At 67.2% G+C, this 13,837-nt stretch carries 14 protein-coding genes; 8 read left to right on the top strand and 6 right to left on the bottom strand.

Features of this window, described 5'->3' with window-relative positions; all coding sequences use genetic code 11:
- Positions 1–6 precede the first annotated feature (6 nt).
- Both ACQ0O7_RS36180 and ACQ0O7_RS36185 read right to left on the bottom strand, forming a co-directional pair.
- On the bottom strand, positions 7–1,167 hold the full coding sequence (locus ACQ0O7_RS36180) for an SUKH-3 domain-containing protein (RefSeq protein ID WP_430789236.1): 1,161 nt from the start codon (positions 1,165–1,167) through the stop codon (positions 7–9).
- 113 nt (positions 1,168–1,280) lie between these two features.
- Positions 1,281–2,525 carry an SUKH-3 domain-containing protein gene (locus tag ACQ0O7_RS36185; RefSeq protein ID WP_430789238.1) on the bottom strand — a complete coding sequence of 415 codons (1,245 nt, stop codon included), beginning with the start codon at positions 2,523–2,525 and terminating at the stop codon, positions 1,281–1,283.
- 128 nt (positions 2,526–2,653) lie between these two features.
- On the opposite strand from ACQ0O7_RS36185, the gene ACQ0O7_RS36190 reads away from it, so the two are divergent.
- From ACQ0O7_RS36190 to ACQ0O7_RS36225, 8 genes are all read left to right on the top strand, one after another.
- The gene (locus ACQ0O7_RS36190; RefSeq protein WP_430789240.1) at positions 2,654–3,082 is read left to right on the top strand and encodes a YbaB/EbfC family nucleoid-associated protein; all 429 of its coding nucleotides are present in this window, start codon (positions 2,654–2,656) and stop codon (positions 3,080–3,082) included.
- Positions 3,072–3,398 carry a hypothetical protein gene (locus ACQ0O7_RS36195; protein WP_430789242.1) on the top strand — a complete coding sequence of 109 codons (327 nt, stop codon included), beginning with the start codon at positions 3,072–3,074 and terminating at the stop codon, positions 3,396–3,398. Before ACQ0O7_RS36190 ends, ACQ0O7_RS36195 begins: the two co-directional genes overlap by 11 nt.
- Positions 3,399–3,402: 4 nt before the next feature.
- The gene (locus tag ACQ0O7_RS36200; protein ID WP_430789244.1) at positions 3,403–8,394 is read left to right on the top strand and encodes a toxin glutamine deamidase domain-containing protein; all 4,992 of its coding nucleotides are present in this window, start codon (positions 3,403–3,405) and stop codon (positions 8,392–8,394) included.
- Positions 8,395–8,408: 14 nt separating this feature from the next.
- Entirely contained in the window at positions 8,409–8,774 is a 366-nt protein-coding gene (locus ACQ0O7_RS36205) for a hypothetical protein (protein WP_430789246.1), read from the top strand.
- A gap of 54 nt (positions 8,775–8,828) precedes the next feature.
- Positions 8,829–9,158 carry a hypothetical protein gene (locus tag ACQ0O7_RS36210; protein WP_430789248.1) on the top strand — a complete coding sequence of 110 codons (330 nt, stop codon included), beginning with the start codon at positions 8,829–8,831 and terminating at the stop codon, positions 9,156–9,158.
- A 188-nt stretch (positions 9,159–9,346) separates the two neighbouring features.
- Positions 9,347–9,475 (top strand): hypothetical protein, encoded by a 129-nt coding sequence (locus ACQ0O7_RS36215; protein ID WP_430789250.1) that lies wholly within the window; start codon positions 9,347–9,349, stop codon positions 9,473–9,475.
- A gap of 125 nt (positions 9,476–9,600) precedes the next feature.
- Positions 9,601–10,413 (top strand): hypothetical protein, encoded by an 813-nt coding sequence (locus ACQ0O7_RS36220; RefSeq protein WP_430789252.1) that lies wholly within the window; start codon positions 9,601–9,603, stop codon positions 10,411–10,413.
- Positions 10,414–10,457: 44 nt separating this feature from the next.
- Positions 10,458–10,796 carry a hypothetical protein gene (locus ACQ0O7_RS36225; protein WP_430789253.1) on the top strand — a complete coding sequence of 113 codons (339 nt, stop codon included), beginning with the start codon at positions 10,458–10,460 and terminating at the stop codon, positions 10,794–10,796.
- On the opposite strand, the gene ACQ0O7_RS36230 is transcribed toward ACQ0O7_RS36225, so the two are convergent.
- Genes ACQ0O7_RS36230 through ACQ0O7_RS36245 form a run of 4 tightly spaced genes read right to left on the bottom strand, consistent with a single transcriptional unit; the run spans position 10,775 to position 13,753 of the window.
- Complete coding sequence (locus ACQ0O7_RS36230; protein WP_430789255.1) at positions 10,775–11,824, bottom strand: ABC transporter ATP-binding protein; 1,050 nt, start codon at positions 11,822–11,824, stop codon at positions 10,775–10,777. The genes ACQ0O7_RS36225 and ACQ0O7_RS36230 overlap by 22 nt on opposite strands.
- Positions 11,821–12,609 (bottom strand): ABC transporter permease, encoded by a 789-nt coding sequence (locus ACQ0O7_RS36235; protein ID WP_430789257.1) that lies wholly within the window; start codon positions 12,607–12,609, stop codon positions 11,821–11,823. Before ACQ0O7_RS36235 ends, ACQ0O7_RS36230 begins: the two co-directional genes overlap by 4 nt.
- 2 nt (positions 12,610–12,611) lie before the next feature.
- The gene (gene modA / locus ACQ0O7_RS36240) at positions 12,612–13,352 is read right to left on the bottom strand and encodes a molybdate ABC transporter substrate-binding protein (protein ID WP_430789258.1); all 741 of its coding nucleotides are present in this window, start codon (positions 13,350–13,352) and stop codon (positions 12,612–12,614) included.
- Complete coding sequence (locus ACQ0O7_RS36245; RefSeq protein ID WP_430789260.1) at positions 13,349–13,753, bottom strand: TOBE domain-containing protein; 405 nt, start codon at positions 13,751–13,753, stop codon at positions 13,349–13,351. The genes modA and ACQ0O7_RS36245 overlap by 4 nt, the downstream gene beginning before the upstream one ends.
- Between the last annotated feature and the right edge of the window lie 84 nt (positions 13,754–13,837).

The following is a 13,837-nucleotide window of genomic DNA, read 5'->3' on the forward strand; positions in this document are numbered from 1 at the left end:
ACGGCCCTACTCTTCGGACTCGGCGCCCGGTCCCCAGGTGCCGTCGTCGCGGACTCGGTAGGTGCGGCCGCCCATCGTCAGGATCTCCAGAGCCTCCAGGTAGGTGTCGGCCACGAACCACTCGCCAGCCTGATCCAGGTCGAAGATCCGGCCGTGCTCATCGATGGCCAGCACCGACTCGTTGTTCACCCGGCCCAACGGAAGCAGCCGCGCACCGATCACCTGGCCGAACTCGTGCAGCAGGTCAGCGGTATGCGGCGCCTCGGTGGGATCGATCTCGAAAAGGCGCGACCGCTGTGCCAGACCGGGAACCCGGCGGGCGCCCACGACCGGCCCGGTATGGCCCACTGCCTCGGCCAACGCCGGAAATGACTCATGCTGGTACTGCTGGCCGACAACTGGCAGAACCTCGTCATCCAGAGTTATTTGTGCCATTTCGGCAAGGATGCCCTCTGGTAGGTCCGTCATGGGAACTCCGCCGAGCAATTCCGAAGCGACCACATCGGAGAACCGGGAGGGATCCGGGTTGAACTTCGGCTGCGCCGTGAACCCGTGCAGCGCGCCGGTCAGGTGCCACGGCAACAAGGCCAGTTGAGTCAGCGCATAGATGCACGTCTCACACGGGTCGTTGGGTTTGCCGGCTCGCGGGTCGCCGGGGCCCTGGATCTGGAAGGTCTGGAATTGCGAGTTCCGGAACAGCACCCGCGCCTCGTCCAGCGTGATCGGCGGCTGCCTGTCTATTGCCCGTCGTCGATCCACGTCGTGCAGGGCGTCGGAGCAGGCGATCAGTTCGGCGTGCCGTTCGTGGCCGCGAACTTTCTCCTGCGGAGTCTGCTCGGCCAGCCGCTCCAGCACCAGGCGGTGATGGTTGAGCTTCTGGTCGCCCTTCGCGCCGCGTGCGGTGTAGACCCGCCCGTCCACTGTCGCGTGCGCGGCGATGCTCGGCGCCACCCGCCGGTGGATCTCGCGCCGCAGTTGCACCTCGGCATCGGCGGTCCGTGGCGGGTCGACGATGTCGGCGCGCCGTTCCCGGTACATCCGCTGCACGTTCTCCGACGGCACCGGCGGCCACGTGGACAACCGCCCGGTCTCCCGGTCGATCACCTGGACGCCACCGCCGCTCTCGATCGGCGGCGAGTCCGGCCCGGTCGGGGCGGGCGCGGTCAACCGGACGATGAAGCCGAGGTCGAACTCCTCGACCCGGGCATCGCGCGCCCGGCCGGCGAGGGTGTAGGCACGGGCCCAGGTCGCCGCGATGGCGTCGGCCTCCGCACGGGTGATCACTGCTGACTCCTCCAGGTGCCGTCGTCACGGATGCGGGCGGCCGGCAGGCCCATGACCAGCGCGATGATCGCCTCGTCGAGGGTCTCCCCGACGAACCACTCGCCGCCCTGGTCGAGCGAGAAGACACGGCCCCGCTCGTCGATCGCCAGGATCGCCTCGTCGAAGCCCTCGGTGCCGAGGGGGAACAGCCGGGCGCCGACGACCCGGCTCAGGTCGTGCAATGGGTCACCCATGCCGGCGATCGAACCCGACCCGATCTGGAACCATCGGACGCGTTGCGCCTGGCCGGGGCCGTTGCGGTCCGGCCCGGTGTCGTGGAACTGGAGGAACGCCTCACGCGCCGCCGGGAACTCCCGGACCGGATGCTCCGCGTCGGTGGGATCCTGCAGGTACGCCAGGTACCACTCGGCCCGCTCCGAGCGGCCCCAGTTCCGGGCGGCGAGTTCCCAGGCCACCTCGGCCGGGAATCGCCCCGGTTGCGGATCGTCGCCCGAGGTGAGCCGCCGGATCACGTGGTTGGCCCGGTGGACCCGGTCCGACGCCGGCATCAATCCCAGCTCCACCAGGATCGCCGAGCAGGTGGCACACGGCGGGGCCGGCTTGCCGCCGCGCGGATCACCCTCCTCGCGGATGTGGAACGTCTCGAACCCCCCGTGACTCAGCAGCACACGGGCTTCGTCGAGGCTGAGCGGCGCCAGAGCGTCGGAGGTGCGGGTCTTGTCGGCCGCATAAAGGACATCGGACACGACGAGCAGTTCAGCGTGCCGTTCGGCACCACGGATGCGGGCGGGCGGTGGGATCGCCTCCAGCAGTTGGGCGACCAGCGGGTGGTGCACCAGTTCCTGGTCACCTTTGGCGCCACGGGCACGGAACAGACGGCCGCCCAGGGTGACGTGTGCGGCCACCGATGGGCTGACCCGGCGGTGTGCCTCACGGCGAAGCTCGGCGATGGGGTCGGAGGTCCGGTGCGGGCCGATCACGGCGGGACGGCGCTCGGTGTAGAGCCGGTCCAGTTCGTCGAAAGGCGCCGGCGGCCATTGGGTCAGACGGCCGGTCTCCCGGTCGATGATGGTGGTCAGGTCCTCACCGGGCTGGGTCCTGACCTGTGGCGGCAACCGCATCCAGACCGCGAACCCGAGCGTCAGCTCGTCGACGTGCGGCGTGCACTCGTAGCCACGCCGGAACGACTGCCGGTGGGCCCACCCACCGGCGATGTCGCGTGCCTCGGCCAAGGTGATCATCAGGCCGCCCCCTTCGGTCCGTCCGTGCGAGCTTAGAGCCCTCAGCCCTCGCCAGCCGGGGGCGGGCCAGGGTTGATTTCTGCTGGTACGTTCACTCAGTCAATTCGCGAGTCCTCGGGGAGACAGCCGTGAGCAGACAGGCCGACCGCGACGCGAACCACCCACTTCGCGCGCGTTTCGACGATGTGGTGTCGCAGTACCAGCGCCTCCGGCTGGGCCTCGACGACCTGCAGGAACGCCTGTCGACGATGAATGTGACGGAGGAGTCCCCGGACGGGCTCGTCCGTGCCACCGTCGGCCCCCGCGGCCAGCTCGTCGACCTCAAGCTGGATCATGAGGTCTACCGCCGTCACGACCCGGATCAGCTGGCCCGCACCATTCTGCGGACCGTCGAGGCGGCCGTCGCCAAGACCACCGACCAGGTGCAGGAACTCGTCGGCGAGATCCTGCCCGCGGACTCCGGCGCCGCCCGTTTCATGCGCGACGGCCAGTTCGGCAGCTTGCTGGCCCGTCAGGACCGGGTGATGCGCGAGGCGGGTGACGACGGTGACCGGTGAGTTGTACCTCGATCCGCAACGTGCTGCCGCGGGCGGGCGGAAGCTGTCGATGGTAGGGGCTGACCTGGTCAGCATCAACAACAGCACAGTGGCTGACATCGCCATGACCAGCGAGGGCAGGCCGTGGGGCAACGATGACATCGGCGCGGCCTTCCAGAAGAACTATGCTCCGCTGCTCCAGCAGTTCACCGAGGCGTTCGGCAACATCGCCCGCTATGTCGAGGGCATCGGTGAGGCCGCGGTCGCAACGGTCGACGACAACATGAATGCGGACGCCCGGGCGGGCGACACGATCCAGCAGGCGTACCGGACCTGAGGCCATGACGATCCTGCCGAGTCCCATCCCTCATCCTCTCGACTTCTCCCCCTTCGATCTCCCGGGCTGGGCATACGAGGCCCTCGAATGGGCCGTCGGCTTCGACTGGCCGGAGGGCGACGAGAAACTGACCTGGGATCTCGCCGACCAGTGGTACGCCCTGGCCGATGCCATGGTCGCGCCCCGCGACGACGCCGTGACGGCCGCGCAGCAGATCATCGACGCTTACGGCGGCAGCGGCACCACGATCGACGCCTTCATCGCCGCGTGGAACCAGGTCGCCGCCGGCGGGAACGAGGCGCCGCTCAATTCGCTGATCACCTTCGCCGACGCGATGGCCGAACTGGTGTGGGAGTGCGCCAGCGACATCGAGGCCGCCAAACTCGAGGCCTGGATCGAGGTCGGCCTTTTCGTCATCGAGCTGATCGGCCTGGCCGCCACTGTCGCACTCACGCTCGGCGCGGCCTCGCCCGCAGCCGCCGGCATCATCGCGGCCACCCGTTTCGCCATCCAGCAGATCTTCAAGAAGCTCGTCGCCCAGCTCGCCAAGAAGACGATCAAACAGGGGCTCAAGGACGCCGGCAAGCGGGTCGCCAAGGACCTCACCACCAGGAGCGGACTCAAGAACCTCGGCCGGAACGCACTCCGCGAAGCCAAGGACGAGGCCCGTGAAGAGGCGATCACCAACTTCAGCGTGCAGGCGTATCAGGACGCGGTCGGGCACGGCGACTTCTCCTTCAGCGAACTGGGCATGTCGGCGCTCGGTGGCGCAGCCGGCGGTGCGGCCGCCACCGGCGCCGGGATCGGAGCGGGCGGGAAGAACGGCATCTTCCGTGGGGCCGCTGCCGAGGTGCTCGGGGAGATGGGCGGATCGGCGGTCAGCGGCCAGTTCCCGAGCTTCGAGGACCTGGCCAAAGCCGGCACGTCGGGTGCCGTCGGCACGTCGGTGTCCAACACCAACAGCGCTTTCCAAGACCTGGGCGCCAGTCTCAACGGAGGCGATCTAAAGCTCAGCGGCCCGCTTCCGGCTTCATCCGGACCATCAACATCCTCGTCCGGTACGGGTGGCGGCTCGCCGGTGCTGGATCTCTCCGGTGGGGGCGACTCCGCCTCTGCGGGTTCGCCGGCCTCCTCGTCGAGCAGCAGCGGTTCGCCGTCGTCCGCCTCTCCCGCTGGGACGTCATCCGCCCCGGCCTCGTATTCCTCGCACGGCTCGCCCTCCTCAGGTGACAGCGCCTCTCACTCCACCGTGTCCGCTGCCTCCGGGACATCTCTCTCGCCCACCGGCTCCGACAGCGGCTCTGGCCTTTCGACCTCTTCATCGTCCTCGCCGAGCGTGCCCTCCGCCTCGGACCCAGGTCCTAATTCGACGCCGCAACCCTCGTTCGACCACGGCGGCCGACCAACGAACGATGTCACTCTCTCGGCGGTCGCACCTCCGGCCGAAGCCCCGGCACAGACCAGCGGCAACACCGGTATGCCGTCATCGACATCACCCGTACACACCTCGCCTGCCGGCAGCACCTCGACCAGCGGACCGGTGGCGTTCACGCCCGGCACCGGCAACAACGGGCCCTTGGGCGGACCACCCAACCCGAACGTGTCACTCGCAGGCGGCGGTCCCTCCCCGATCACCGCCACACCGACGGCCCCTCCCACCGGCCCGACCACCATGTCGCCCACCGGCCCCAGCGTCACCACACCGCCGAACAACCCGGCACCTACCGGCGCTCCTTCGCCGGGACCGGCCCCCACGGCATCCGGCCCCACCACTTCCACACCGATCTCGGCCAACCCCGGTCCCGGTCCGGGATACGCTCCGGCAAAATCGCCGTCAATCCCCGGCACGCCGACCCCATCCGGCCCCTCGCCCATGAGCCCCGATGGGAACGTGCAAACTCCAAGACACCCGGCGAGCGCCGGGCCGTCGCCAGACCCCGCGCGCACCAACGATGTAATCACTCCCACAGGCCCGCATCGTGCACCAAACCTGATAACCCGGACTCCAGAGCAGGCAAAAGCCGAACAGGATTACCTCAGCCGGGCTACGCGCAACAAGCGGACCGTCGAGAACGATATCTGGGATCGGACGCTCCGGCCGCTGGACGCCAAGATCGCAAAAGCCCAGCAGAAACAGGCTGAGGCACGGCACGAAGCTCACCGAGCGTCACTGCGGCTCAACTTCAGCAAGCGGGACCGTTTCCGGGCTATGGAGGCCTATCACCAGCAGAAGGAGCAGGACGCTCAGCGGGAACGCTCGCAGGCCATCAACGATCTGCGAAGCCCACACAGGATCAATCTCGTCGGGCCAGATCATCAGATCGCCAATGACGAGTCGCTGTCCATATACGCCGACCGCCCCATCTGGCACAACGACCAGTCCGCGCTGACCGGCACCACCAACCCGCCCAACATCCGGACGACACGGCCGTACCTCAAATGGGGTGGCCTCCGCAGACCGCTCCCCATGCACCAGGAAGACCTGGAACGGATTTTCCCCTACGACCAGAACGGGCGGCCGCTGCGGGCTGCGGATCCCCGTCTTCCCTATCTGCGGCTGATGAACGACGGCGGTTCCAGCGCCGACCCGCTCCGGGGCGTCAACTGCCTGGACTGCTCGCTGTCGTTTCTGGAGACGTATGTGCACGGACGCCCGACCGTGTCCGCTCCGCGAACCGTGGACACCTACGGCTTCGGCACACCCGACGCCCTCAAGGGCGAGAACCTGGGGCATCACCGAGCCGAAACGGCTACCGGTAGCGGTTTCACCAGTGTCACGCCGCGATGGTTCGCCAACTCCGGCCGGCCCGAGGCCGACATCAAAGCCGACGTCGACGCCGGTTTCCAGATGATCATCGACACCTTGCGAATGGGTGGTCACGGATCCACGGCGATCATCATCAACATTTGGCACAATAATTCCGCCCACGCCTGGAACGCCGTCAACCACAACGGTGACATCATCTTCGTCGACCCGCAGACCGGCGAATTCTTCGACCACACCACCATGGCGCACTCCGCCATCAATCCGCAGTTCAGCACCCTCTACGGTCACACCGGTGTCGCGAACGACTCCAATGTCGTCGAGTTGAACGCGCTGATGGTCGATGGCCAGGGCAATCCGATGTCGGTGCCGAATACGCCGTCTTCGCACTACAGCCAGTATTTGACCCCGCCTCCTCCACCGCTGGCGTGGCAGCGACAGCAGCAGGCCCGATTCCAGCAGCAGACGGCCCCGTTGCCTCCGCCGCCGCCATTGCCCCCGCCGCCACCCGCCCCGGGTCCGCCGGTCACCCCGCAGCCAGCCCCGATTCCGCCGGTGGAGACGCGACCGGATCCGGCGCCGACGGTCAATACCGCGCCGTCGCCTGAAAACGACACGCCGCAGTCCGAGCGGTTCGACCCGCTGTCGGTGCTGGATCCGGATTCGATGCGGTCCCAGCCCGCGAACGACCCATTGTCGGTGCTGGATCCCTCGCCTCGGCCGGCGCCGGAGAACGACGTCGAACTCGCGGTCACCACCCCGGACGTGCCCGCCCCGCAGCCGCCGCCGATGGATCGGGAGGCCGAACAGCGCGCGAAAGCCGACTACCACTTCGAACTCGACAGCAAACGCCGCAATTTCGACACCGAGATCCGCGAGCAGAAAGCGCGGGATCTGCGCACCGAGGCCGGGGCGAGAATCGACGAGGCGGACGGTCTGGCTCAGACGTACCGAATCGATGGTGCTCTGGGTGACCCGGCGGAGACCGCGAGGCGCGAGCAGGACCGCATCCGGATGTACGCCGAGGCGGAGGAGCTGCGGCAACAGGCGTCCGACATCGAACGTGGCGGCCCGATCGGCGATGTGGAACTGACCGGCGCGGATTGGGAGAGGGTCAACGAGACGTGGGCGGCCACCACGCCCGGACCGGTGGAGACGGGTGACCGTTCGGCGTTGGCCGGCGACGACGGCCCGCGTTCGGTCGACACCACTCGCCGCTATAACGAGCGGGGTGGCCTGCGCCCGCCGTTGCGGATTCACCAGACCGACCTGGAGCGGGCGATGCCCCGTGACGAGCACGGCAATGTGATCCGTCTGGCGGATCCGCGCGACGGCGACTGGTTCGGCCTGCAGAACGACGGCGGCCCGGAAGCCGACCCGACGAGATCGAACAATTGCGGCGACAATGTGTTGTCGTTCTACGACTCGTACATGCATGCCCGCCCGCGCGTTTCCGCCCCGAGAACGTTCGACGGCTACCACCGCGGTGACGTCACCAGCCCGATCGACCCGGAGAAGGGCGTCACCCGACGAATCGAGCGTACGACCGGGGCGGAGTTCGAAGGCCTCACCGATGTGGGCGACCTGTCTCCGGACGACGCCCGCACCGAGATCCGGATGGCCGAGAGCCGCCTGCATCATCATCTGCTGGGCACGGGCCACGGTTCGTTCGCGTTCATCACTACGCAGGACCAGGCCGGCCGAACCCACGTCCATACAGCGGTGAACCAGAACGGCACGATCCTCTACCTGGACCCCCAGACGAGATCGGTCCGAGAGAATTCCCCGCTCTACACGAACACGGGCCGCGACGTGGCCCCCGACGTGGTTCGCATGGACGCCCTGACGTTGGACGGCCTGAACCGCCCCCGCCCCCTCCACACCGGCGACGCCCCACACATCGCCATCGACCCTTCCGGCGGTAACCCCGAGAAGGAAAGGCTCAAACGGTTCCCGGACATCTCTCATCTGGAAGGGGCAGACCCGGACGATGTACTGGACGCAATTCCCGATCATTGGACCGTGAGAGACCCGAGCAAGATGCCTACGCATGGCGGAATCTGCTTTGAGAATCCGAAGGCCAAAGGACAGATGATCATTCTTGAAATGGGATGGGACAACTTTGACGACCCCTCCCACCAAGGACCATACCTACGGGTTTCAGACGGCAGATCGAGGGCTTATAGGATTCTGTTGAAGGGAAACCCGGGTCTCATTGTAGATGACACGTAGAACGTGAGAACAACATGACTGAAGAGAACGACAGCAACGTGCCGAATCAATTAGAAAAAAATCTCTTATGGCTCGGATACGAAGAATACACGGGACTTTGGCAAGTCGTAATCGAGGTAAGCGATGAAACCGAACCGGAAACTGGTGAAAGCCAACGAGATCTTGCCCGAAATCTCATACAAAAACTACTCGATCGCGGCTGGATCGAGATCTATCTCAGCGACGGCCCCCTAGGCGATGGCAAAATCATGCTGATTCCATTAGAGGAACGACAAAATTTCCTAGACAGCGAAAGAAGCTGGAACCTCGACGAGGAGGACGAGCAGTCTGTATGGTTTGCCACCACCGACGAAGGAATTACAGCCTACCGGCGGCGATAGCGAGGAGAATCAATGGAAATATCCTGCCTTCCTGAGCCGTTCCGATCCCGCGCCATGGAGTTGACCGAACGTCCTCCGATGGAGAAGGTAAGATCGCTATTCCGCGCACATGTCGACGACTCCTCGACCTTGGAGGAGGTCCGGGAGGAGTTTCGGTCGGCGGCACGATTCGAGACTTTCTTCCTGCGGCAGGCTCTTGTCGCGTTGGAGACGATCCTGACCGAGCCACATCCTTCTGGAACACTGCTCCGGCTCGCAGCGGGCGACGCCAACTGGGATATGGACCAGGACCCGACCGACCGCGGCGCATCCGTCTTTCTTCGCGGGATCGCCGAGATGCTTCGTGCGGCCATCGAGGAAGCCGAAGGAGCTTCCGGACAGTGATCGGAAACGGGACGTGTCGGGGTGGCGGTGAAAGTGAGCCGGTATGAGCGTCAGTACCGGCATCCGAACTGGGTTTCGCCATCGCTCTGCTGGCTGCGGTCCTTCCCGGGTCGACCGGATTCAGCCCGGACCGGATCGCCGGGCACACGCCCGTCGACTGGCAACGGTTCGATCTTGAAACGCGCGACATGGATGACATCGAGGACGACCTGCTGAGTCGCTGCGCCGACATGACCGGGCCGCTCATCGTCGTCAACGATCCCAGTTACGACTCCAGCCTGCAAAGGACTTCGGTGAGCGGGTCGGCTCGTACATGATGGATGGCCACGTCATCATCGTCTCGCCCGTCACGGGGCTTGTCGTGATGGTGATGGATGACGGGATCATTGCGAAGGTTCAGGGCCGGCCGGCCCTGGCGATGTTGTGAATCAGGTGAAGTCGGATGTGTCTGCTCTGGCTGCGGGACGACCCGGATCAGGAGCGGCTCGCTGTCGCGCTGGCCGGGGTGTATTCGGTTCCGGTGGAGTCTGTCGACGTCTGCGGCAATCGGGTCGCTGACCGGAATTGGCGGGCGCCGGTTCTGTGCACCGTCACTCCGCTCGGCGGGGATCTGCGTCAGCATCTGGACATCTATCTCGCACCCGAGGCCGGTGAGCGGCCCTCATACGAGGTAATGGCCGCGGACCTGGCCGGACGACTGGGTAGCGCGGTCGCCTACCAGTCCGCCCCATCGTGGCCGGACGCGTTCTGGCTGGTCGGGCCAGACGGCAAACGGACACGGGCGGTCATCCACGACGACGAAGTGGACGAAGAGAAGGATCTCGTCCTGTGTCGCATCACGGCTGCCGAATATGCCGTCGACGGGATTCCGGGGATTCCAATAATGCCGATTCCCGAGGTCATCCCCGAGTATCGGATGCCGACACCGCTCGCCGATCGCGTACGAGGGGATCGGGAGATCGTCGGGGCGCTGGCCGCCTGGGAGAGTCTGGTGACCCGGCTGGAGCGGGGCTGGCCGCCGGACGGCTGGTATCCGGCCGACTACTACCGTGACCACCTGGGGTATCGCGACGAACTGACCGGCCTGGAGGGCAACCAGGTGCTGGCGATTCTGGACCGCCGCTTCACCGACGCCACCGTCGACGACGGGGGCCGGGCGCTGGCGGCACGGAGCGGACCGGTCCCGGACCGCTGGTGGTGGCACCGGATCACCCGGCCGCTCCCCTGGGACGGCACACCTGGTGAGAAATCGTGAAGTATGCGGATCTGCCCGAGCCGCTCCGGAACCGGCTCGAGGAAATGCTGACCTTGCCTCCGATCGACAGCGTCACGGCACTGCTCAGTGGCCGCGTCCAGGACACCGTCAGCCTCGACGAGGTCAGGCGCAGCTTCGCGTCGGGCGCCAGCCAGAGCATCATCATTCCCCACCAGTACGCGGACCTGGTACGCATCCTGACCGAGCCACAGCCCCCGGGCACCCTGCACTGGCTGGTCGAGGGTGTGATCGGCTGGGGCATCGACCACGATCCGAGCGATCGCGGCGCCGCCGTGGTTCTCTGGGAGATCGCCGGCCTGCTGCGCGAGGAGTTGGAGAAGGTGGGACGGCTGAACGACTTCTACTGGCCGGACATCGGATAGGCGCGGGTCTCGGTGGCTTTGACGGCAACCCAGAGGCGGCGGCCCGGGGACAGGTCCAGTTGGGCGGCGGCGGCCGGGGTGATGTCGGCGGCTACCGATACCGGGCCGTCCAGGCGTACCCGCAGATTGTCTCCGTGGTGTTGGATGTCGGCCAGGACGGCCGGCCAGGTGTTGCGGGGGCTGCCGGACGGCTGCTCCGGGTGCAGCGCCACCGCCGACGGGGAAAAAGCCACAAAAGCCTCGCCCGAGACCGTGTCGGTGCTGGTCAGGGTGAAGCCGTCGGCGACTGTCACGGTGTGGCCGGCGCCGGTGCCGCGGTACAGGTTCAGGCCGACGAGCCGCGCCACGTAGTCGGTGCGGGGGCGGGCCGTGATGGTCGCCGCGTCCCCCTCCTGCACCACCCGCCCCTGCTCGACGATGACGAGGCGGTCGGCCAGTACCAGGGCATCCAGCGGATCATGGGTGACGAGAAGTGTGGCGCCGGGATGGTCGGCCAGGTGATGCCGCAGCTCACCGCGGGTCTCCAGCCGGGTGCGGGCGTCCAGGGCGGCCAGCGGCTCGTCCAGCAGCAGCAACTGCGGGTCGACGGCCAGCGCGCGCGCCAGCGCCACCCGCTGCGCCTGCCCACCGGACAGCTGTCGCGGTTTCCGGGCGCCGTGTTCGCCGAGGCCGACACGCTCCAGCCAGCGGGAGGCGATCGCGTGCGCCGATTTGCGGTCCATTCCGTGGCGGCGCGGGCCGAAAGCGACGTTGTCTCTGGCGGACAGGTGCGGGAACAGCAGGTAGTCCTGGAAGACCACACCGATCGGGCGTTTCTCCGGCGGTGTGGCCGACAGATCTTTTCCGTCTACACGAAGGTGACCACCGGTCAGATCGGTGAGGCCGGCCAGCGTACGCAATGCGGTGGTTTTCCCGGCGCCGTTGGGACCGAGAAGCGCGACCGTCTCGCCCGCCGCGATGCGCAGGTTGATGTCCAGGGTGAACGCGCCGCGGGTGGCGACCAGATGCGCGTCGAGCAGCGGGGTCACGGCGCGGTCAGCCAGCGGTCGCGCAGTCCGGCCAGAATGGCGACCGAGACGACCAGCAGAATCAGGCTGAGCACTACCGCTCCCTCCAGATCGCCGCTCTCCATCGTCTGATAGACGGCGAGCGGCATGGTCTGAGTGATGCCCGGATAATTGCCGGCGAAGGTGATGGTGGCCCCGAATTCGCCGAGTGCCCGCGCCCAGCACAGCACCGCGCCGGCCGCGATTCCGGGAGCGACGAGCGGCAATGTGACATGGGTGAATGTGGTCCAGCGGGTGGCCCCTAGGGTGGCGGCGGCCTCCTCGAAACGGCTGTCGGCGCCGCGCAGCGCACCCTCGACGGCGATCACCAGGAACGGCAGCGCCACGAACGACTCGGCGATCACCACACCGGTGGTGGTGAACGGCAGGGTGATCCCGAACGTCTCGTCGAGCCACTGCCCGACCAGGCCGCGGCGGCCGAGGGCGAGCAGCAGGGCGATGCCGCCGACCACCGGTGGCAGCACCAGCGGCACGGTGATCAGGGCGCGGACCAGCCGCCGGCCCGGGAACTCGACCCGGGCCAGCAGCCATGCCAGCGGCACCCCGAGGAAGAGGCACAACACCGTCGCCAGGGTGGAGGTGAGCAGGGACAGTTTGAGGGCTTCGACGACCCCGGGCTCGGCCAGCCGGGCCGGCAGGGTCGCCCACGGCGTGCGCACCAGCAACCCGGCCAGGGGCAGGACCAGGAAGATCAAACCCAGAATCGCGGGAATCAGCAGAGGTACGGGTACACGAGCCGTTTTCATGATCAGGGGGCCTGGAATCCCGCTTCGGTGAGGACCTCGACGCCGTCGGCGGAGAGCACGTAGTCGATGAACTTCTGCGCGCCGGCCGGGTTCGCGGCGTTCTTCAGCACCACGATCGGGTAGTCGTTGATCGCTTTCGCCGACTCGGGGAACTCGACCGCGTCCACGTCGGCCGCGGACGCCTTGGCGTCGGTGCGGTAGACAAGTGCCGCGTCCACCTCGCCCAGCTTGACCTTGGACAGGGCCGCCTTCACGTCCTGCTCCAGGGTGACCGGGGTGAGCTTGACGGAGGACGCCTCCAGAGCCGTCTTGGCGGCCGCGCCACAGGGCACCGCCTCGGCGCAGAGGGCCACCTTGAGGTCGGGCTTCGTCAGGTCGGCGAGGGCGGCGACGCCCTTCGGGTTGCCCTTGGCGACCGCGATGACCAGCTGGTTCTTGACAAAGGTGGTGGGGGAACCGGCTCCGGCGACGGATTCCATGTTCTTCGGGGAGGCCGAGGCGAACACGTCGGCGGGTGCGCCCTCGTTGATCTGGGTGGCCAGGGCCGAGCTGCCCGCGAAGTTGAAGACGACCTTGGTGCCGGGGTTGGCGCTCTCGAAACTCTCACCGATCGTGGTGAACGACTCGGTGAGTGAGGCGGCGGCGAAAACACTGATCGACGACGGGGCCGCCGGCTCGTCACCACATGCGGTGAGCGCCAGCAGAGCCGCCAGCCCTGTCGCTGCCAGCCGGAATCTTTTCAACTGGTCCTCCCCTTGACGAGCTCCACGACGACCGTGGTCGATTTGATCACTGCCACGGCGACCGAGCCGACCTGGAGGTCCAGCTCGTCGACGGCTTCCCGGCTCATCAGCGACACCACCCGGAACGGCCCGCACTGGATGTCGACCTGAGCCATGACGGTGTCCTTGACCACGGCGGTCACGATGCCCCGCAGCCGGTTGCGCGCCGACACCTCGTCCGACCGCTCGTCCGGGTCGTTGCCCTTGGCCCGCACGAACGCGGCCAGCTCGGGCCCGTCGATCACCCGGTGGCCGCCCTCGTCCCGGCCCGCGGGCAGGCGACCCGCGTCGATCCAGCGGCGCACCGTGTCCGCACTGACACCGAGCAGTTCCGCGGCCTCACCGATCCGAAACACCGTCACGCCGGAAACTCTAACTGTCCCGCAGGTGCGAGCGGAAGAAGCCTCGATCGTTTGCAGATTCGGCTCTCTATCCCCGATGGCGCC

The sequence above is a fragment of the Actinoplanes sp. G11-F43 genome, assembly GCF_050589265.1.
In the GTDB taxonomy this organism is placed as follows: domain Bacteria; phylum Actinomycetota; class Actinomycetes; order Mycobacteriales; family Micromonosporaceae; genus Actinoplanes.